Raw genomic sequence first — 18,116 nt, 5'->3', positions numbered from 1 at the left:
GCAAGACCATAGCCATCTCCTTTTGCTCCCGGAGGCGACCCCGATGGAGGACCGTAGCGGGGTCCGGGTTGAGCGTGCACAGTGGAGAAAAGTGATGTTGAGCCCTTCACCTGCCGCCTCGCCAGCCACGATAAAAAAAGCGCCCGCAGATGCGGGCGCCGGATGTCGTGCGCGGACGGCGGAAAGGGGAGGCTCGTTCTAGCCCGCGGCCTTCTCCCCTAGGCTCTTGATGACCTCCTCCGCCTCCCTGACCGTCCTCTCGATGACCTCCTTGACGGTGGGGATGTCGTGCAGCAGGCCGGTGACCTGGCCCACGGGCAGGACGCCGTTCTCCACGTCCCCGTTCTCGGTGGCCACACGGATCTGCTTGAAGGCGTTGGCCATGAAAGCCAGTTGCCGGGCGTTCTCCCACCCCGACGCCAGCACCCCGATGAAGAGCTTGTAATAGGGGAGTTTCAGCATCTTGGCGATGGCGCGCGAGTTGGGGATGGCCCTCAGCAGGTCGAGGGGGGTCAGCCCGTGCTTGATGGCCTTGCGCGCCGCGGGGGTGTCGAGGACCCGGCACCACAGGCCGTCGAAGTTCTTGGAGTAGAGGGTGTCATAGACGTCCTTCTCCAGAGAGAGCTGCTTGAAGTTCTGGTGCAGGGGGCTCTCCACCGTGGTCATGAGGCGCGTGCCCATGGCCACACCCTCCGCCCCCAGGGCCAGGGCGGCGGCGAGCCCCCTGCCGTCGCCCACCCCGCCGGCGGCGATGACCGGTATGTCGAGGCCGGAGGCCAGGCTGGGCACGAGGCAGAAGGTGGTCACCTGCTCGCCGTGGGCGGCCGCCTCGTTGCCGGTGGCTATGACCCCGTCACAGCCGTAATCCTGGGCGCGCCTGGCGTGGCGCAGGTTGGTCACCGTGGCCAGCACCTTGCCCCCGTATTCGTGGGCGGCCTGCACGATCCAGTCTCCCTTGCCCAGGGAGAAGTTGATCACCGGCACCTTTTCCTCCAGGAGCACCGCGGCGTTCTGGGCGGCGCCGGGAAAGAGCAGGGAGACGTTGGCGCCGAAGGGCTTGTCGGTCAGGCTGCGGACCTCCCTCACCGCGGCGCGGGTCTCGTCCGCGTCTAGGACCCCGGTGGCGAGGAGCCCGAGGCCTCCTGCTTCCGAGACCGCCGCCACCATCTTGGGGACGCTTATCCAGCTCATGCCGGAGAGCAGGATGGGGTGCTCTATCCCCAGGATCTCGGTGATCTTCGTCTTCATCGCGATGCTCCTTCCTCTCGACTGATGCGGTTTGACTGTCCCTCCCTGAAAGGACGGAGGAAAGAAGACATCCTCGCCTTCAGGATGCCGACGTCCCGACCCGGACGGCTTTGGTCGCTGCACGGGGCGTCGCGGCCACGCCTAATTATATCCCAACCCCATCGGCAAATCATTTTCCGACGGTAGGAAAGGAAAAGGCTCGAGCGGGGAACGCCGCGCGGCATGACTACCGCGTCGGGACGCGGGAAAGCCCACGGGTCGGGCCGCCGGCCCCTGCGCACTTGGGAGGGGGAGCCCGCCCCGGGGCGGAGCGCGGGATGGCCGCCGCGTCTTTGCCTGGAAAGCAGGCGGAGGCCGCGCTGGGACCTCGCTGCCGCCCGGCAATGGTCTATGCCGTGACATGAGAAGGGGCACGTGATGGCCGCCGCGCCGTTATCTGGAAAAGATAGGAACATATGCGCAGGTTCCCCTCTGCCGCCCGGAGATGACCGAGCCCGTGCCGGGAACGGTGACCAGGGCATACGCGGTGGGTGCGGATGAGGAGCTACGGATGGCGTGAGACGGGGGTGGAAGGATGCAGAATGGACCCTCAGCCTCATTCACGGTCGGCCACCCTGCGCACGTCCTCCTTGAGCAGGATGCCCGCAAGGCGACCTTCGTCCGTCACCCAGAGGAAGTCTTTCCCCGCCCGCTCCATGAGGAGAAAGGCCTCGAAGAGGGGCGCATCCGCGGCGGTCGTCTCCCCTTCCCGGAGCGGTCTGGCCACGGAGGCGACGGGGGTCTCGCTCCAGAGCTCCGGTCTCACGGGGCGTATCTGCGGCATCCCCACGCTTCCCGCGAGCCTGCCCTGCCGCAGTACGGGCACCACGCTCGACGGGGCCCGCTGGAGGTGGACCCGGAAGACCTCCTCCAGGGTGGAGGAGGCATCGACGGCCGGCACCCCCGGGCGCAGCAGGTCGCCGGCACGCAGTCCGGCGAGGGAAACGCGCATCCTCACCTGTCGGTAGCTGCTCGCCGCCGCCTGGATGAGGAAGAGTCCGATGAGGGTGAACCATACGCTTGCGAAGAGGTACTCGTTTCCCCCCCGGATGATGTCCGCCACGAATAGCGACACCCCACAAGTCGCCAGGACGGCCCCTACTCCCTCCCCGAGACGGCTGGCGGCGCGGGTGCTCCTCTCCAGGTCGCCCCAGTGATGCCAGAGCAGGGAGCGCAGTATCCTGCCCCCGTCGAGGGGAAAGCCCGGCACGAGGTTGAAGGTGCCCAGGCCGAAATTGACCGCCGAGAGCAGCATGAAGCCGTAGGATACGGTGCCCGCTCCCGCCAGGCCGGACAGATAGGAGGCGCCCCCGAAGAGGAGGCAGAGGAGGTAGGAGCACAGCGGCCCCGCCACCGCCATCTTGAACTCCACCCCCGGAGAGGTCACGTCTCCTCCCATCTGGGCCACGCCCCCGAAGACGAAGAGGGTGATGCGGAGGATGGGGATGTCGTTGCGCAGGGCCACCATGGAATGGGACAGCTCGTGCAAGAGGACGGAGGCGAAAAAGAGGATGGTGGTGGCGAAGGAAATGGGCAGGTAGGCGGCGGGCGAGGAGTCCCTGTTGAGCTGGAAGAACTGGATGACCACCCAGAGGAGGAGGGCGAAGACGATGAACCAGCTCCAGTGGAGATATACGTCGACCCCCCGGAACCTCGCGATGCGGAAACCTTTACGGGGGATCACCGCGCGCTGCTCTGGTCAGAAGTGCTCCACGATCTCGATGGGGCTGATGGTGGCCTCCTCGAGCATGGCGGGGCAGTCGCAGGACAGATCCCCGGAGATGGCCGGCAGCAGTTCCTCCAGGAGCACGAGCAGCTGCTCGTTGTTCTGCTTGAACACGCGGCCCACCTCCTCGGCGGTCACCGTTTTCACCCCTTCCTCGTCGGCTATCCACACGTCCCAGTCGGTGACCAGGGATATGTTGAGGTAGCACATGCCCAGCTCCCGTGCCAGCACTACCTCGGGGTACTGGGTCATGTTGATGACGTCCCAACCCTGGGAATGGTACCATTTGCTCTCCGCGCGGGTGCTGAAACGCGGGCCGTTGATGATCACCGCCGTGCCACCGTTGCGGCACGGGATGCCGAGTCGCGCCGCCGTCTCTGCGCACGCCGCGCGCATCGCCGGGCAGTAGGGCTCGGAGCAGCTTATGTGCACCGCGGCCGGCCCGTCGTAGAAGGTGCAGTCCTGGCGGCCCGAGCGGTCCACGAACTGGTCGCAGAGGACGAAGGTACCCGGCGGGATCTCGCGCTGCAGGGAGCCGCAGGCGCCGGGGGAGATGATGCGTTCCACCCCGAACTCCTTCATGCCCCAGAGGTTGGCCCGGTAATTTATGCGGTGGGGAGGAAACTGGTGGTGACGTCCGTGACGGGGGAGGAAGACCACCAGCACGCCGTTGAGCTCTCCCACCACGAAGCGGTCGCTGGGCGAACCGTAGGGAGTATGCACGGCGTAACTGTTGGCCTTCTTCAGGAGCGAATAGAAACCGGAGCCCCCGAAGATGCCGATGCTCACCCGTGGAAGCTGCATAAGTCCTCCTCCGATCGGATCACGGTATTCGAAGTCCGCAGGGAACCGGACGCCGCGGCCTGGGGATCAGTCCTCGGAAACCCCGGCGGCGGATTTCTCCGGCTCTTTGGCGGCGCTCCCCTCACCCGCCTTGTCCCCCCCGTTGTCCGAGGCCTTGCGCGAGTCCGTCTTGTAGAAGCCCGATCCCTTGAAGATTATCCCCACGGGGTGGAACACCCGGCGTACCCTGCCCCCGCACTTGGGGCAGCTCTCCACTTCATCGTCCACCGCGTGGACGACCTCGAAGACATCGCTGCACTCGGCGCACTTGTAGTCGTATGTGGGCATCTTCATCACCTCTCACAGCGTTGTTCTCGGCATTACAAAATATACATGTTAGACAAGTCCTTTTCAATAATAATGCAGGGCAGAAAGGCCGGCCCTGACGGCGCTCATGCCCGGCACGAGGCCGGGGGCCATGTCCTGTGGCCCTCTCACCCGGAGGGTCGCCCGGCGGGAGCAGGCTTCCAGAGGCGCTCGGAATGGCTTCGGGACAGCTCCCTTTAAGGATTCCTCGCCACCGGTGATGCTATGATAGTTGGTGTTTCCGGCGTCCGGATGCGCCAGCGGGCAGATACTCCTGCCGTCGCGGAACCGGCTGTCCCCGCGAGCCGTGAAGGCAGGACGCCGCGTGTTGGGTCTGCAATGTCGGATGCCGGCTTTCCCCGCGCGGGTATGGCCGTCCCGGGGTTCGACCTCACGTGCGTGAGGGATACGATCGTTCCCCGCAGGCGGGAAAGGCGGGATGGGCACAGGATCAGCAGGGGGATCGGCACCGTTGATCCCTGCGCGGGGAAGGCCGGTGAGGGAAGACGGCGGCGAAGGACGAGCCATGGATGTTCCCCAGCTCTCCGACGAGGCCGTTTCACGGGGGCGGGGCAAGGCCGCTGATGGGGAGAACTGTCCGGAGGATTGAGGATGAGGGAGGGTGCGGACCACGTTTCCGGAGCTTTTGCCGCGGAGAGCGACGACGCGGTCCCGGAGTCGCGGGAGGCGTATGTCCCGCGGGGCGGATGGCGCCTGGCGGGGAACGTCCTCGTGGTGCTCTGGCTGGGAGTGGGCCTCTACTACCTGGTGCCGAAGTTCATCGGCGACCGGGAGATGCTGGCGGTGGTGCGGGACGCCAATTTTCTCCTCGTGCCGGTGGCCCTAGCCCTGGAGACCCTCTCCATGCTCTCCGTGTGCCGCCTTTACCACGAGGTGCTCAGTATAGGGGGCGGCACGCTCTCCTTTCCGCGCGTCTCCCTCATCTACATGAGCGCCTACGCCTTCGGACACGTGGTGCCGGGGGGCAACGCCGGCACCGTTTACCTGAACTACCGGGAACTGAGGAGGGAAGGGGTGGGGAGGGCGCTCACGGTAAAGGCCCTTGGGGCCGCCTACATCATCTACTCCGCCGCCCTCATAGTGCTCCTGGCCGCGGGACTCCTGCTCTCCCTGCTAACCGGCCGGCTGCCCTTCGCCTATGACGTGAGCGCGCTCTCCATCGCCGGCGGCGCCCTCATCTTCATGGCCGCCTGCGTCTTTCTGGTGCGCAACCCGCGGACACTCAAGCGACTCGCGGGCATCCTTCTCCGCGCCGCGCAGCGCCTGCGGCTTCTGCGCGGGGTGGAGGTGAGCGGGCTGGAGAGAAAGGTGGACGAGACCGTCGCCTACCTCACGGAGATCTTCGCCCACCGCCGCAACGCCCTGCGCACCGGAGCCCTGGGGCTGGGGTTCTGGCTCTTCGACATGGCCTGCCTGTATACGGTGTTCGTGGCCATCGGGCATCCCATAAACCCCGGTATTCTTCTGATCTGCTACACCATCGCGGACATCATGGGCAGCCTCCCCCTCACCCCGGCAGGACTGGGGGTCTTCGAGGTCAGCCTGGGGGCGACCCTCTACGCCTTCGGCTACCCCAAGGAGGTGCTGGCCACGGCGGTGCTCGGCTTCCGCTTCTTCAGCTTCTGGTTGTGTACCCTGGCGGGGGGCATATGTTACCCGGTGTTGCGGCTGCACAGGCGCCGGGAGGAGAGATCCGACCCGGAGAGGAGGGAGGCCGGCGCGTAGGGAGCTTGCATACAACCAGGTCGGCAAGGGCGGCGCCGAGCGGCGGGAAGCCGTGTTAGAATAGCGGCGAAACGGAGGTGACAGATGAGTATACTCGTGGTAGGGTCTGTGGCGCTCGATTCCATACGCACCCCATTCGGGGAGGTGGAGGAGATCCTGGGTGGATCGGCCACCTACTTCAGCGTGGCGGCCTCCTTTTTCAGCCCGGTGCGCCTTGTCGCGGTGGTGGGAGAGGATTTCCCCTCCGAGCACGTCGATTTCCTCCGCTCGCGCGGCGTGGACACGCGGGGTTTGCGCACCGTGCCCGGCAGGACCTTTCGATGGAGCGGATATTATACCTACGACCTCAACGAGGCCCATACCCTGGATACCCAGCTCAACGTGTTCGAGGATTTCGACCCCGAGATACCCGAGGAATACCGGGACTCCGAGTACGTGTTCCTCGCCAATATCGACCCCGCCCTGCAGCTCAAGGTGCTGGAACAGGTACGTTCGCCCCGCCTGGTGGTCTGCGACACCATGAACTTCTGGATCGAGAACAGGCGGGAGTCCCTGCTGGAGACGGTCTCCCGCGTGGACTGCCTCCTGCTTAACGACGCCGAGGCGAGGCAGTTGGCGCAGGACCCCAACCTCATCGCGGCGGGGAAGAGACTCCTCGCCATGGGTCCTGAGAGGGTGATCATCAAGAAGGGGGAGCACGGGGTGATCATGCTCACCGGGGACACCTTCTTCTCGCTGCCGGCCTATCCCCTGGAGACGGTCTTCGACCCCACGGGGGCGGGGGATTCCTTCGGGGGCGGCTTCCTCGGCTCGCTTTCGCGTTTCGCCTCGCCCGGGGAGGAGGAGATACGCCGGGCGGTGGTGTACGGCAGCGTGGTGGCGTCCTTCGCGGTGGAGGATTTCTCCTGCTGGCGCCTCGGCGCCTTGAGTATGGAGGAGATAGAGGAGAGGTACCGGGCTTTCTCCGCCATCACCTGTTTCTGATGGGCGAGAGCGGGTCTGGGGGGGAGCGGACGGGTCTACGGGGAGGAGGGGATCATGGCGGCGCAATATCACCACAAGGTCATCGAGCAAGACGAGACGGTCATCTTCGACAAGAGACATTCCCTCTGGGAGATATGGAGGAACTTCCTCATCGGCATAGGGGCGGTGGCGGCCTTGGTGCTCCTGCTCACCAAGTTCAGCCCCGGGCCCTCCGATCCCTCGTCTCCCTCCACCAACTGGGGCTACATCGTGTTGGTGAGCGCGTTCGCCCTCGCAGTCGCGCTGTTCTACGGCGCCTGGCCGGCCTTCAAGCAGCGCAAACTGACGGAAAGGAGCTATTTCCTACCCGCGAGCGCCGCCGTGCTTGCCGCGGCGGGCTGGGGAGCGTTGATGTGGTTCCGTAATAGCAAGGGCTTCGCCGACATCTGGTCCATTGTGGTATGGGTCTCCTTCGCAGTGGTCATCGTGGGCTGGCTGATCTACCCCGTCCTCTCCTGGTTTTTCTCCCACTTCATCCTCACCGACCGCCGCATCATCCTGGTGACCGGCATCCTCACCAAGAAGACCAAGGCCATCCCCCTGGACCAGCTCAACGACGTGAGCGGCAGCCAGAACGCGTGGGAGCGCATGTTCAACTACGGCGACCTGGTCATCGAGTCGGCGGGAGAATTCGGCCAACAGCCCTTCACCAACATCTCGGATCCCGTGGGGGTGAAAAAGCTCATCTTCGAGCAGAGGCGCCTTTTCGAAGAGCGGCAGGAGCGCAGGTACGGCGAGGAGATGGCCAGGCAGATCAGCGGGGCGATGCAGGCCGCGCAGCCTCCGGCGTCCGAGGCGGAGCCGGGTGCTCGCCACCGAGGCGGAGCTGATGAGCTCGAGGTGGTGGACGGCCTGAAGAAGCTGGACGAGCTGCGACAGAGCGGCGCGTTGACGGAGGAGGAGTTCCAGGAGGCCAAGCGCGAGCTGCTGGAGCGCATGCGCGAGGACCGGGAATGAAGGGCCATGCCTGTCCCGGGCCGCGGCGTCGCGAGCGGCTTAAAGGGCGGGCCGGGGTTGAGGTCTGCGGCGCGGTCGATGTTTTAGGTCCGTAGATCCAGCGGATGGGGGAAGGAGACGAGGGATGTGCCCCCCACCAGGGACGGCGCGGTCGATGGTTTTGGTCCGTAGATCCAGGCTCACGCGAAACCGCCACCGCTACGCCGTGGCTCCGGCGGCCGGGATGAGCGAATACAAACAGGCTTGATGAGCAGCACCTGTCCGGCTCCGGGACGGATGCCGCCTCGGAGAACATGAAGAGTTCCGGTCATCCCCCGGTTCCCCGCGGGCTTTTCGGCGTGCCCGCATGGGGAGCCGGGGGAGTCCGCGTCCTGGCGGACGCCTTACTTTTCCAGTTTCTTCTCGAGCTTTTCCACCTTTTTCTGGGCCTTTGCCCCCGCCTTCTCGAGCTTGCCCAGCTTCTTCTCCAGCTTGGCCTTGCTCTTCTCGGCCTTGTCCAACGCCTTCTGGGCCTTCTTCAGCTTTCGCTCCTTACCCATCGCCCTTCCTCCTTTCCTGGAATCCTCTTATAGTGGTCCGCTTCGAGCACCTAATTTATAACCGACAACGGGTCGGCCGCTCAAGTATGTCCGTATCCGCATCGCGCAGCATATCGCACATGACAGCCCCTATATCTTACTTCCGGCGGCCGTTATTTGCTATCCTCCATGGGAAGATGATTAAACTCATGGATTGCCACCTGCACACCAGCCGGTGCGGCCATGCCGAGGGCCGGCTGGAGGACTACGCCGGCGCGGCGCGGGAGATGGGCCTCGCGGGCATAGGCTTTTCCGACCACTTTCCCCTCCTGCTCGCCAGGGACGCCACCCTGACCATGGGCCTGGAGGAGCTGCCGGGGTACGTGGGGGAGGTGCTCGCGCTGCGGGAAGCCTTCCCGGAGCTGGAGGTGAGGCTGGGGATAGAGGTGGACTATCTTCCCGAGACCGCAGACCGCGTCGGGAGGTACCTCTCCACATACCCCTTCGATTATGTCATGGGAGCGGTGCACTTCATCGACGGCTGGTGCTTCGACGACCCCCGCAACATCTCGGGGTACGAGGGGCGCGACCTCTACGCACTCTGGGAGCGCTATTTCGAGCTCCTGGGCGAGGCCGCGGAGAGCGGGCTCTTCGACCTCCTAGCCCATCCCGACCTCATCAAGAAGTTCGGATTCCGTCCCCGGGAGGACGTGACCCGGCTCTACGAGATGTGCCTGGACCGCGTGGCGGCGGCGGGGGTGGCGCTGGAGGTGAACACGGCGGGGCTGCGCAAACCGGTGGGCGAGATCTATCCCGGGGAGGGTTTCCTTCGCCTATGCCGGGAGCGGGAGATCAGGGTTACCCTGGGCTCCGACGCCCACCATCCCCGCGAGGTGGGATACCGCTTCGACCAGGCGTTGAGCCTGCTGGAAAGGGCGGGATACCGGGAGGTCACGGTGTTCGAGTCCCGGAGGAGCATCTCCCTGCCCTTTTGAGCGCCGGCGCCCGAGCGGGATGGATGGGCCGGCCTAACCCTCCCGGCTGGCCGCCAGGGCCTCCCTGGCTATCCTCTCCACCTGGTCCTTGGTGAAAGGCTTCTCCAGGTAATCGTCCACTCCCTCCCGCCGTGCCTGGGCGATGGTCTGAGGGGAGGAATAGGCGGTCATGAGGATGATCTTCACCCCGGGGTGTTCGGACTTCACGATGCGGGCCAGCTCGATACCGTCCAGCTTGGGCATGCGGATATCGGCCAGGACGATGTCGGGAGTATCCCGGCGTATCATCTCCACCGCTTCCTCCCCGTCTCCCGCCTCCCGCACCTCGAAACCGGCGCGTTCCAGCCAGCGCGCCACCAGGTGACGCACTCCCTCGTTGTCGTCGACTATGAGCAGCTTGGCTTCAGGAGACTTGTTCACGGCTTACTCCTCTGGTCGGCAGCTTGAGGATGAATGTCGTGCCGATGCCCTCTTGAGAGCGTACTTCTATGTCGCCCCCCATGTCCAGGAGGATCTTCTGCACGATGGAGAGGCCCAGCCCCGTGCCTCCTTCCTTGGTGGTGAAGAAAGGCTCGAAGATGGAGGGCAGCACCTCGGGGCCGATGCCCGAGCCGGTGTCCTCCACGCGCATCTCCAGGAAGCCGTTCCCGGTGTCGTGGGCCCTCACGGTGATCATGCCTCCGGATGGCATGGCGTGCACGGCGTTCTCCAGGAGATTGAAGATGATGTGCCGCATGTTGTCGCGGCTGAGCATCACGGGGGGCAGGTCCTCTCCGAGATCCCTCACGATCTTTACGTTCCCGCCCTGGTGGGAGCGGGCGAAATCGTCCAGGAGCTCGGGAAGGGCCGCCTGCAGGGAAACCGCCGCCTCCTCCGTCACCGGGAAGGGGGACCTGCTGAAGGTGAGCATGCCCGAGATCCACTGGTTGCTAAGGGTGGCCTCGCGCTTGATGGTGGCGAGGAGCTGCCTGCGTCCCGGGTCCTCTTCCTCCTCCTCCAGCTCCTCGGCCAGCCCGATGATGGCGAAAAGCGGGTTCTTCACCTCGTGGGCGATCTTGGCCGCCATCTGTCCCAGGATGGAGAGGTGGTCCTGCTGGCGCAGGCGCGCCTCCATCTCCTTGAGGGAGGAGATGTCCATGAAGACCACCGCCGCACCCATGCGCTCTCCCCTGGCGCGGTGCAGGGGAAAGGCGTTGAAGCTTATGGTCATCCTCCTCTCCCCCGGCCCCTCTATCGCCAGCTCGTGGCGGCGGAAGACGCGGTCTTCCTCCAGGCAGAGGCGGAGTATGGGCTGCAGGAAGGAGAGGGGCTTGAACTTCTCCCGCGCCTCGGAGAAGTCGGTGTAATTCACGCCGATGACCTCCTTGGGCTCGACGCCCAGGAGGCCGGCCGCCTCGCGGTTGAAATAGATGACGTCCCCGTCGTCGTTGACAACCACCACCGCCGCCAGCATCTCCTGGATGAAATGCTCCGTGTACTCCTGGGTGTCATTCAGCCACTGCAGCGTCTTCTGGCTCTGCTGGTAGAGGTCGACGTTGATCATGGCCACCGCCAGCTCGTGACAGAGGCTGGAGAGCAGCGACACCTCGTCCGGGGTGTAGTCGTGCTCCTCGCAGGAGGCGGTGACCGCGATGCCCACCGTCTGGCCCTTGGCCTTGAGGGGCATGATCATCTGGGACCTGGGGCTGCGTCCGTCCAGGTAGGTATCGGAAGCTCTGGGGTCCTCGGGCAGGTTCTTGCGGACGAGCGTCTGCCCGTCCTGGAAGGCCTTGCCAACCGCTCCCTTACCTACCGGTATCTTGAGGCCGCGTACCGCTTTTTCCTGGAAGCCGCGGTGGGAGAGCACCTGCAGGTAAGCGCCGCTCTCGTCGGGGACCAGTACCACCCCGATGGAGGAGCCGGTGAGGGTGAGCATGACCCCCAGGATGTTGGCGACCAGCTCCTCCAGGTCAAGGGTGGAGCTGACCGCGCTCACCGCGTCCGCCAGGATTCCGAAGCGCAGGTTGAGGTCGGTGATCTCGTCTATATATCCCTTGTTCTGCTCGCGGTAATGGTGCCACTCGTAACTCAGGTAGGAGGACAGGGCTACGATGCAGGCGCAGAGCACGCCCGCGGCTATGTAACGCAGGGGAGGGGAAGCGGTGGAGCAGACCGCCACCAGCCCACCCGCCAGGATGGCGTTGATGGCCACCAAGGCGGGCAGGAGATAACCCGACGGCTTTCGTCCCGGACTCGCCCCGGATCCGCTCATCTGCCCTTTCTCGACTCCCATGCTCTTCCTCAGGTCCTCACTCCATCTTTATCGGCAGGAAATCGCGGATATAAAGAGGAGTTGCCGCCGCGATACGCAGGCCGGGCACGCGGACGCCACCGACCGCGAACAGCGTTCCGGGCAGAAGGAGCGCCGGATCTCCGCGGCGCGGCACAGAGGAGTTGCCGCCGCGATACGCAGGCCGGGCACGCGGACGCCACCGACCGCGAACAGCGTTCCGGGCAGAAGGAGCGCCGGATCTCCGCGGCGCGGCACGGGCGCGGGTTCAGAGGAATCTCTTCAGGCGGTCCACCATCTCCCGGGGTTGGGGGTGTGCGAGGCGGTGATATTCGGCCCCCATGGCCTCGGCGATGCGGCGGGCGTGAGACATCAAGGGTCTGCCGTCACGCGACTGGGAGGGCAGGACGGAGGTGTCGAACACCACGCACGGAAAGCCCTCCTCGCGGATCCTCGCGGCGAGCTCGAGGCTCTCACGGACCGGGTTGTCGGATAGGTATCCCACGTTGCCCTGGCCGTCGGTGATGAACACCAGCAGGGGCATGATGTCCGGCTCGCGCCTCGACTCCCTTTTGGCCACCTGCAGCGCCATGGCCAGGCCGTGGTTGAGGGGGGTCGCGCCGCCGGTGGCGAGCTCCCTCACCCGCAGGTTGGCGAGCTGCACGCTGGAGGTGGGACTGAGCACGAGCTGCGCTCCCTGGTCCCGGAAGGAGATGAGCCCCACGCGATCCCGGTTGCGGTAGGCGTCGGTGAGCATCAGGCTCACCGCCTCTTTGGTGGCCTCGATGCGCTCGTTGCAGCCCATGCTGGCGCTGGCGTCCACCACGAAGAGCACCAGGTTGCCGACCTTGCGCTTCCTCACCGCATAGCGGAAGTCCTCGCGGCGCACGGCGAAGGGCTGCTCGTTGGCCGCCGACCTTCCCGCCGCGGCCCGCAGGGTGGCGTCCAGGGCCAGGCCGGAGGCGCTCCCGTCCTCGTCCGCTCGGGGCATGCGGTGTCCGATGCGCCTTCCGTTGCCGGAGTCGGTGACCGCGCTTGAGCGCTTTCCGGTCGCGGGACGCGCGGCCCGGGCCGATATCCCCTGCAGGGCGGGCACCTCCACCGCGGCGACAGAGGCTTCCGCGCACCTATCCGCGCCGGCGGACGGGGGCGCGCACTCCCCGTCCCCGCCCCTCGTGCCCTCTGGGATCTCCGGCGCCGTCGGGGAGGGGAGGTTGTCCTGCAGGGAGAGGGCCGCGGGCCTGCCCTTGCGCGCGATGATGCGGTCCAAGCGCTCCATGTCCTTGATGGCCTCGTCGAAAGGAGTCTTCCTCAGGCGGTGCAGCAGCGCCATCTCCGCGGCCTCCCGTACGTGGCCGGAACCCACCTCCACGCATCCCTCCAGGGCCGCCAGGGCCCTCGCCGCCTGGCATATGGCGATGTCGGCGCGGTGACCGCAGACCCCCATCTCCACCGCTATGCGCGCCACCAGCTCCATCATCTCCTCCGGCATCTCCACGTGGCGCAGGGTCTCGCGGGCCCCGGCCACGCGGCGGCGCAGCTCCTCCTGGTCAGCCTGGAAGGCGGCGCGCAGGAGGCGGGGGTCTTCCAGGAAGAGCCGCCGCCGCCGCATGACCTCGACGCGGTCCCGCGGGTCGCTCTCTCCGCTCACCTCCACGCACAGCCCGAAACGGTCCTCGAGCTGCGGACGCAGTTCTCCTTCCTCGGGGTTCATGGTCCCGATGATGATGAATCGCGAGGGGTGCGAGAAGGACACCCCTTCCCGTTCCACGACGTTCACCCCCATGGCCGCGGCGTCCAGCAGCACGTCCACGATGTGGTCGTCCAGGAGGTTCACCTCGTCCACGTAGAGGATGGAGCGGTTGGCATCCGCCAGCACGCCGGGCTCGAAATCCTTCACCCCTTCGCGCACGGCGCGCTCCAGGTCCAGGGTGCCCACCACGCGGTCCTCGCTGGCGTTGAGGGGGAGGGTGACGAAGCGCGTGGGCCGGGTGGCCACCGCCAGGGGTTCGCCCCGTCGCCAGCGCTCTTGACACTCCGAGCACATCCCGTCCTCGTCGTGGGGGTCGCAGGAGAAGGGGCAGTCGGCCACCACCTCGATATCGGGCAGGAGCTCCGCCAGGGCGCGTGCGGCGGTGGATTTGCCCGTGCCCCGCTCCCCCTTTATCAGCAGGCCGCCGACGCGGGGCTCTATGGCGTTGATGAGCAGGGCGCGTTTCATCTTCTCCTGCCCCACGATGGCGGAAAAGGGATAAAGGACGGAGCCCTGTTTCATCTCACCTTCCTCTCGCCGTTTAGTACAATATATAGTAAAAATTCTTTAACATCAACACGATATATAGTTGAAGGGGGTTTTTTCGCGGGGCGGGGAGACGGGGTTGGGATGGCCGGTGCCCTTCCCCGCCCGGGCGGGTCGCGGCCCCATTCAAACCGCAAGGGTGACATGCCGATATCTTCATTGTCGTCCCGGTAAGGCAGCGGAGAGGAGGCGTGCTTATGGAGATAGCGGTTTCCAAGGCCGGCGATCTGGGAGAGATCGCGGTGGTGCGGGTCTCGGGAGTGATCGATTCCGAAACGGTGGAGCGGTTCGGCGAGGTACTGGAGGAGGTGTTCCTGGACGGCTGCTACAACCTCATCCTGGACATCGAAGGGCTCTCCTACATCAACACCGCCGGCCTGAGCATCATCGCCGACGCCTACAAGAGATGCAGCCAGAACAAGGGGGCGTTGAAGATACTCAGGGCGGCGGAGCCCATCCGGGAGCTCCTGGACGTGGTGCGCTTCACCAAGATCATCGAGATGTACGAGAACGAAGAGGAGGCCGTGGGCAGCTTCAGGTGATATGGCAGATGTTGGAATACAACGCCGGTAAGGAGGGGAGCGGCGGGATCGCTTTCCCGGATGCGGACGGAGGGTTTTACCGCGTCGGCAGGCTGATCAGCTCCTCCATGGAACTCTCCACCCGCCTGGAGCGCGTGGTGGAGCAGGCCATGGAGCTGCTGGGCGCCGAGCGCGGCAGCATCATGCTCGTGGACGAGGAAAAGGGGGAGCTGGTGGTGAGGGCCTCGCGGGGCCTGGACTCCTCGCGTTCCTTCAGGGTGCGGGTGGGGGAGGGCATAGCCGGATGGGTCGCCGAACACGGAGAACCTCTGGTCCTGCAGGACGTGGTCGCCGACCGCCGGTTCAGAGGCACCGACCCCAGCATCAAGAGCGCCCTCGCCGTTCCTCTGACGGTGGAGGGAAGGATAATCGGCGTGCTCAACGTGGCCACCGCCGGACGGCAACGCCGTTTCGACCGCCGGGACCTCGAGCACCTCGCCTCCTTCGCGGACATGGCGGCGGTAGCCATCGACAACGCCCGCCTCTACGAGGCGCTGCGCAGGGACCACGAACGCATCGGCAGGGAGCTGCGCATGGCCAGCCGCATCCAGCGCTCCATCCTCTCCACCCACGTCCCTTGCGCATCCGTACGCATGGTATCCAGACTCATGCCCGCCTCGGCCGTGGGCGGCGACTTCTACAGCGTCATCCCCCTGGACCGCGATTCCCGGTTCTGTTTCTATTGCTCCAGCGAGGTACAGGAACGGTGTCAGAACCTGCGCACGGAGTTCTGCCCCCAGAAGTTCGGGCTCATGATCGGGGACGTCGCCAACAAGGGCATGCCCGCGGCCCTGATCATGTCCGTGCTCACCACCACCCTCTACGAGATCGGGCGCAGGCAGGCCTCGCCGCGCGCCATCCTCGACGAGGCCAACGCGGCCTTCCGCCGCTTCTTCAACGAATCGCAGTACGGTTTCGCCACCCTCTTCTATGCCTTCTACGACAACACCGACGGCACCCTCACCTACTGCCGGGCCGGACATGAGCCGCCCCTGCTCCTGCGAGCGGGGGGGAGGGGGATGGAGTACCTCGAGGGAGAGGGGTTCCCCGTGGGGCTCATGGCCGACGGCGAGTACCAGGAGAAGAGGGTGAAGCTGGAGAAGGGCGACCGCGTCCTCCTCTACACCGACGGCCTCACCGGGGCCCTCAACTCCAGGGGCGAGGTGCTGGGAAAGAAGCGCCTGGTGGAGCTGGTGGAGGCCCACACCGGCGAGGACATAGAGGGCTTTCTGGATACTTTGGCCGACGAGATCATGCTCTTCACCGGCGACGCCTCCCAGCCCGACGACATCGCGGTGATGGTCATGGAGCTGGAGGACCTCTACGACCTCACCATGACCGTGAGCACGGACGTGCGCCAGATACGCTACGTGATCAACAGCGTCCTGGAGACCCTGCAGGGATTCGAGGGCCTGAAGGACCCCGTCACCCTCCGCCTCTGCCTGGAGGAGCTGCTGCACAACGCCATGGAGCATGGCAACCGCTGCGATGTCTCGAAGAAGGTCTATATCACCGTGAAGGCGGAGCCGCGGCGCGCCACCATCCGCGTGCGCGACGAGGGAGAGGGGTTCGACTTCCAGCGCCGACTGCAGGCGGCGGCGGAGAAGGAAGACCTGCTCTCGGAGCGCGGCCGCGGCCTGCTCATCGTGCGCCATTACGCCGACGAGCTGCGCTTCAACCGCGAGGGCAACGAGGCCACGCTGGTCTTCACCGCCCGGTGAGGCAGCCGAAGCCCGGCCCCCTACCTTCCCCGTCCCACTCCGCCGCCTGGCGGCACCCGAACGGCATCGGTGCTCCGACGGATACGGAAAGGCGGGTTCCCCGGTCGTCCTTTCCGGAGGAAAGCCCGTGCCGCTGTCCCGGCCGTCGCGGCTTGCCGCAGGCCCCGCCATGCTTTGACCTGACGGGATGTCGATATACCGCAGCGGCTATCCGTGCCGAAAACCTTTTACTCAAGACACATATGCCCTAGGTCATCCATGGCTGCGGGCCAAGGCGTATCAATATTGACATAAAGTCGGAAAACAATATCATAGGCACGGGAGGGGTTGGGAGATCACGGGAGGTACCATCGATGCAGGGAATGCTGGACGGAATCAGAGTGATCGACTTCACCACCACCGTGGCCGGTCCCTTCTGCGGCTTCTATCTTTGCGAGATGGGGGCGGAGGTCATTCACCTGGAAAGGCCCGGTCTGGGAGATATGGCCCGGCTCTATCCGCCATATTTCAAGGGCATCTCCGGCACCTTCGTGCAGATGAACCACGGCAAGAAGAGCGTGACCATGGACCTCAAGAACCCGCGGGGCCTGGAGCTGTTCAAGGAGCTGGTCGCGGTATCGGACGTCTTGGTCTCCAACTTCTCCGGGGGCACCATGGACAGGATGGGCGTGGGCTACGACGTGCTCTCGAAGATCAACCCGCGCCTGGTGATGTGCGAGATGTCGGGATACGGGCAGACGGGGCCGCTTGCCCACTATCCCGCCTACGACGGCATCATCCAGGCCATGACGGGGATCATGGCCACCACCGGCGAGGAGCACCCCACGCGGGTTGGGGTCCTGGTGGGCGATATCGGCACCGCCATGGCCGGCACCATCGCCATCCTCGGCTCCCTGTACGCGAGGGAGAAGACGGGCATGGGAGAGTACATAGACCTGGCCATGTACGATACCCTCCTCACCTTCCTGGAGGCTAAGTTCCTGGAATATTCCATCCTGGGCAAGGACACCGTGCGCACCGGCAACCGCTATCCGCACCTCGCGCCCTTCGACTCCTTCGCCACCAGGGACAAGGACGTGGTCATCTGCGCGGCCAACGAGAGCACCTTCGGGGCCCTCTGCAGGGCCATGGGAAGGCCGGAGCTGGCGGAGGACGAGAGGTTCAACAATCCCCTGGCACGCCTGGCAAACCACGAGGAGCTGAAGCGCATCATCGAGTCGTGGACTACGCAACACACCCGCGATGAGGTGGTGGAGATCCTGCAGTCCCACGGCACCCCGGTGGCGCCCGCCAAGGAGGTTTCCGAGGCCATCTCACATCCCCATACCGCGGCCCGGGGCATGATCGTGGAGCTGGAGCAGCTGAGCCCCGAGACGGGTCAGATGGAGAAGTTGAAGATCTATCCCATCCCCATCAAGACCCGCAACCACCCGGTCAAGTCGTACCCCCACGCGCCTGCCCTGGGCGAGCACAACGACTGGCTGTTGAGGGAAGTGCTCGGAAAGAGCGAGGAGGAAGCGGAGGAGATCAGGCTCTCCGGCGCCATGGGACAGGTCGCCTCCACCGTGGGCTGACGGGAGTCTTCCTGGAGACGTAAGGCGGTCAAGGGGCCCGCTGCGGCGGGCCCCGGCGCATATGGAGCGCCCCAGTCTCAGCCCCCGTCGCGGCCGCCCGAAGGGAGGGCTTTGCGGGCTTCGCGGAAGGACCGCTCAAGGCCGGCCCGCTCGAGGCATCCGCCTCGCGGGAGGCATGCGTTCGGGCCCTGACCGGCCCGTACGGCCTGCGTCATACGCGCTTCCGGCCTCTCCGGGAGCCCGTGCCTTTTGGGCCGGTGAGGGAGGGTAT

15 protein-coding genes are annotated in these 18,116 nt (G+C 65.6%); 7 read left to right on the top strand and 8 right to left on the bottom strand.

Going from position 1 to position 18,116, the window contains the following annotated elements; translation table 11 throughout:
- Positions 1–198: 198 nt before the first annotated feature.
- From H5T74_10800 to H5T74_10785, 4 genes are all read right to left on the bottom strand, one after another.
- A complete protein-coding gene (locus H5T74_10800) occupies positions 199–1,248 on the bottom strand; it encodes a nitronate monooxygenase (protein ID MBC7230863.1) in 1,050 nt (349 codons plus the stop codon).
- A gap of 595 nt (positions 1,249–1,843) precedes the next feature.
- Positions 1,844–2,971 carry a site-2 protease family protein gene (locus H5T74_10795; GenBank protein MBC7230862.1) on the bottom strand — a complete coding sequence of 376 codons (1,128 nt, stop codon included), beginning with the start codon at positions 2,969–2,971 and terminating at the stop codon, positions 1,844–1,846.
- A gap of 15 nt (positions 2,972–2,986) precedes the next feature.
- Positions 2,987–3,817: an S-methyl-5'-thioadenosine phosphorylase gene (locus H5T74_10790; GenBank protein ID MBC7230861.1), complete on the bottom strand. Its 831-nt coding sequence runs from the start codon at positions 3,815–3,817 to the stop codon at positions 2,987–2,989.
- A gap of 66 nt (positions 3,818–3,883) precedes the next feature.
- Positions 3,884–4,144, bottom strand: coding sequence for an FmdB family transcriptional regulator (locus tag H5T74_10785; GenBank protein ID MBC7230860.1), 261 nt, complete (start codon positions 4,142–4,144; stop codon positions 3,884–3,886).
- Positions 4,145–4,774: 630 nt separating this feature from the next.
- On the opposite strand from H5T74_10785, the gene H5T74_10780 reads away from it, so the two are divergent.
- The 3 genes from H5T74_10780 (at position 4,775) to H5T74_10770 (ending at position 7,888) form a co-directional block, all read left to right on the top strand.
- A complete protein-coding gene (locus H5T74_10780) occupies positions 4,775–5,908 on the top strand; it encodes a flippase-like domain-containing protein (GenBank protein MBC7230859.1) in 1,134 nt (377 codons plus the stop codon).
- Positions 5,909–5,992: 84 nt separating this feature from the next.
- Positions 5,993–6,892, top strand: a complete 900-nt coding sequence (locus tag H5T74_10775) for a sugar kinase (protein ID MBC7230858.1) — start codon at positions 5,993–5,995, stop codon at positions 6,890–6,892.
- A gap of 54 nt (positions 6,893–6,946) precedes the next feature.
- Positions 6,947–7,888 carry a PH domain-containing protein gene (locus H5T74_10770; GenBank protein MBC7230857.1) on the top strand — a complete coding sequence of 314 codons (942 nt, stop codon included), beginning with the start codon at positions 6,947–6,949 and terminating at the stop codon, positions 7,886–7,888.
- A 383-nt stretch (positions 7,889–8,271) separates the two neighbouring features.
- Here H5T74_10770 and H5T74_10765 read toward each other — a convergent pair whose 3' ends face one another.
- A complete protein-coding gene (locus tag H5T74_10765; protein MBC7230856.1) occupies positions 8,272–8,427 on the bottom strand; it encodes a hypothetical protein in 156 nt (51 codons plus the stop codon).
- A gap of 176 nt (positions 8,428–8,603) precedes the next feature.
- On the opposite strand from H5T74_10765, the gene H5T74_10760 reads away from it, so the two are divergent.
- Positions 8,604–9,401 (top strand): histidinol-phosphatase HisJ family protein, encoded by a 798-nt coding sequence (locus tag H5T74_10760; protein ID MBC7230855.1) that lies wholly within the window; start codon positions 8,604–8,606, stop codon positions 9,399–9,401.
- A 33-nt stretch (positions 9,402–9,434) separates the two neighbouring features.
- Here the strand turns inward: H5T74_10760 and H5T74_10755 are convergent, their stop codons facing one another.
- From H5T74_10755 to H5T74_10745, 3 genes are all read right to left on the bottom strand, one after another.
- A complete protein-coding gene (locus tag H5T74_10755; GenBank protein MBC7230854.1) occupies positions 9,435–9,821 on the bottom strand; it encodes a response regulator in 387 nt (128 codons plus the stop codon).
- On the bottom strand, positions 9,805–11,673 hold the full coding sequence (locus H5T74_10750; protein ID MBC7230853.1) for a GAF domain-containing protein: 1,869 nt from the start codon (positions 11,671–11,673) through the stop codon (positions 9,805–9,807). The genes H5T74_10755 and H5T74_10750 overlap by 17 nt, the downstream gene beginning before the upstream one ends.
- Before the next feature lie 265 nt (positions 11,674–11,938).
- Positions 11,939–13,945 (bottom strand): magnesium chelatase subunit D family protein, encoded by a 2,007-nt coding sequence (locus tag H5T74_10745; GenBank protein MBC7230852.1) that lies wholly within the window; start codon positions 13,943–13,945, stop codon positions 11,939–11,941.
- A gap of 221 nt (positions 13,946–14,166) precedes the next feature.
- Here H5T74_10745 and H5T74_10740 point away from each other — a divergent pair, with 221 nt between their 5' ends.
- From H5T74_10740 to H5T74_10730, 3 genes are all read left to right on the top strand, one after another.
- Entirely contained in the window at positions 14,167–14,511 is a 345-nt protein-coding gene (locus tag H5T74_10740; protein MBC7230851.1) for an STAS domain-containing protein, read from the top strand.
- 8 nt (positions 14,512–14,519) lie between these two features.
- Positions 14,520–16,271, top strand: coding sequence for a SpoIIE family protein phosphatase (locus tag H5T74_10735; GenBank protein MBC7230850.1), 1,752 nt, complete (start codon positions 14,520–14,522; stop codon positions 16,269–16,271).
- Between the two features lie 353 nt (positions 16,272–16,624).
- Complete coding sequence (locus tag H5T74_10730) at positions 16,625–17,845, top strand: CoA transferase (GenBank protein MBC7230849.1); 1,221 nt, start codon at positions 16,625–16,627, stop codon at positions 17,843–17,845.
- Positions 17,846–18,116: the final 271 nt, after the last annotated feature.

This window comes from Actinomycetota bacterium (assembly GCA_014360645.1).
GTDB lineage: Bacteria > Actinomycetota > Geothermincolia > Geothermincolales > RBG-13-55-18 > Solincola_B.
This window is presented reverse-complemented; position numbering and strand designations above follow the sequence as displayed.

What these genes read in the sequence shown, in the direction of transcription:
- H5T74_10800 (MBC7230863.1), bottom strand. Translation starts at nt 1,248, where the DNA reads ATGAAGACGAAGATCACCGAGATCCTGGGGATAGAGCACCCCATCCTG.
- H5T74_10790 (MBC7230861.1), bottom strand. Translation starts at nt 3,817, where the DNA reads ATGCAGCTTCCACGGGTGAGCATCGGCATCTTCGGGGGCTCCGGTTTC.
- H5T74_10785 (MBC7230860.1), bottom strand. Translation starts at nt 4,144, where the DNA reads ATGCCCACATACGACTACAAGTGCGCCGAGTGCAGCGATGTCTTCGAG.
- H5T74_10780 (MBC7230859.1), top strand. Translation starts at nt 4,775, where the DNA reads ATGAGGGAGGGTGCGGACCACGTTTCCGGAGCTTTTGCCGCGGAGAGC.
- H5T74_10775 (MBC7230858.1), top strand. Translation starts at nt 5,993, where the DNA reads ATGAGTATACTCGTGGTAGGGTCTGTGGCGCTCGATTCCATACGCACC.
- H5T74_10770 (MBC7230857.1), top strand. Translation starts at nt 6,947, where the DNA reads ATGGCGGCGCAATATCACCACAAGGTCATCGAGCAAGACGAGACGGTC.
- H5T74_10765 (MBC7230856.1), bottom strand. Translation starts at nt 8,427, where the DNA reads ATGGGTAAGGAGCGAAAGCTGAAGAAGGCCCAGAAGGCGTTGGACAAG.
- H5T74_10760 (MBC7230855.1), top strand. Translation starts at nt 8,604, where the DNA reads ATGATTAAACTCATGGATTGCCACCTGCACACCAGCCGGTGCGGCCAT.
- H5T74_10750 (MBC7230853.1), bottom strand. Translation starts at nt 11,673, where the DNA reads ATGGGAGTCGAGAAAGGGCAGATGAGCGGATCCGGGGCGAGTCCGGGA.
- H5T74_10745 (MBC7230852.1), bottom strand. Translation starts at nt 13,945, where the DNA reads ATGAAACAGGGCTCCGTCCTTTATCCCTTTTCCGCCATCGTGGGGCAG.
- H5T74_10740 (MBC7230851.1), top strand. Translation starts at nt 14,167, where the DNA reads ATGGAGATAGCGGTTTCCAAGGCCGGCGATCTGGGAGAGATCGCGGTG.
- H5T74_10735 (MBC7230850.1), top strand. Translation starts at nt 14,520, where the DNA reads ATGTTGGAATACAACGCCGGTAAGGAGGGGAGCGGCGGGATCGCTTTC.
- H5T74_10730 (MBC7230849.1), top strand. Translation starts at nt 16,625, where the DNA reads ATGCAGGGAATGCTGGACGGAATCAGAGTGATCGACTTCACCACCACC.